This is a genomic window from Thermococcus sp. M36 (assembly GCF_012027355.1).
GTDB lineage: Archaea > Methanobacteriota_B > Thermococci > Thermococcales > Thermococcaceae > Thermococcus.
Genome location: NZ_SNUH01000192.1, coordinates 1 through 453, shown reverse-complemented (window position 1 = coordinate 453; position 453 = coordinate 1). Strand labels below are relative to the sequence as shown.

Here is a 453-nt window from a genome sequence, read left to right as displayed (position 1 = left end):
ACCCAAAATAAGTTGTTTGTCCAAGGTACTATGCTAATACCTTGTTTAAAAATATTGGTAGCAGGTAAATCGTTTATTTCAACAATTAGAGCTTCGCCCTTATTAGGTGCAAATGGCAATAAATTAAAATACTTGCTTTTAGCAGAAGCAATGCCATCACAGAAAATGATGGTTGCATTTTTATATTGTTCGATTATATCATCAACAGCAATCTTTTCTTCAACTAAAAGATTGTTTTCTTTTAAAACTTTTCTCCATTCAGAAAGCATTGTTTTTAAATCAACCAAATAACAGGGGTTTATTTCACCAATACCAAAAGGGTAATTAAAATAATTTCTCCATTGTTCAGCATTGTTGGGGTATTGCAAATAAGTATCATCTTCTTTCAATCTTTCATCAAAAGCAATCTGCATTTGCGGTGTTGGATGAAAATCTAAAACATTACGTTGTTGA

1 protein-coding gene is annotated in these 453 nt (G+C 31.1%); it reads right to left on the bottom strand.

Annotation, left to right across the window (positions count from 1 at the left end; translation table 11 throughout):
* On the bottom strand, positions 1–453 hold a 453-nt coding region (locus E3E36_RS11935), incomplete at both ends, for a hypothetical protein (protein ID WP_206203682.1).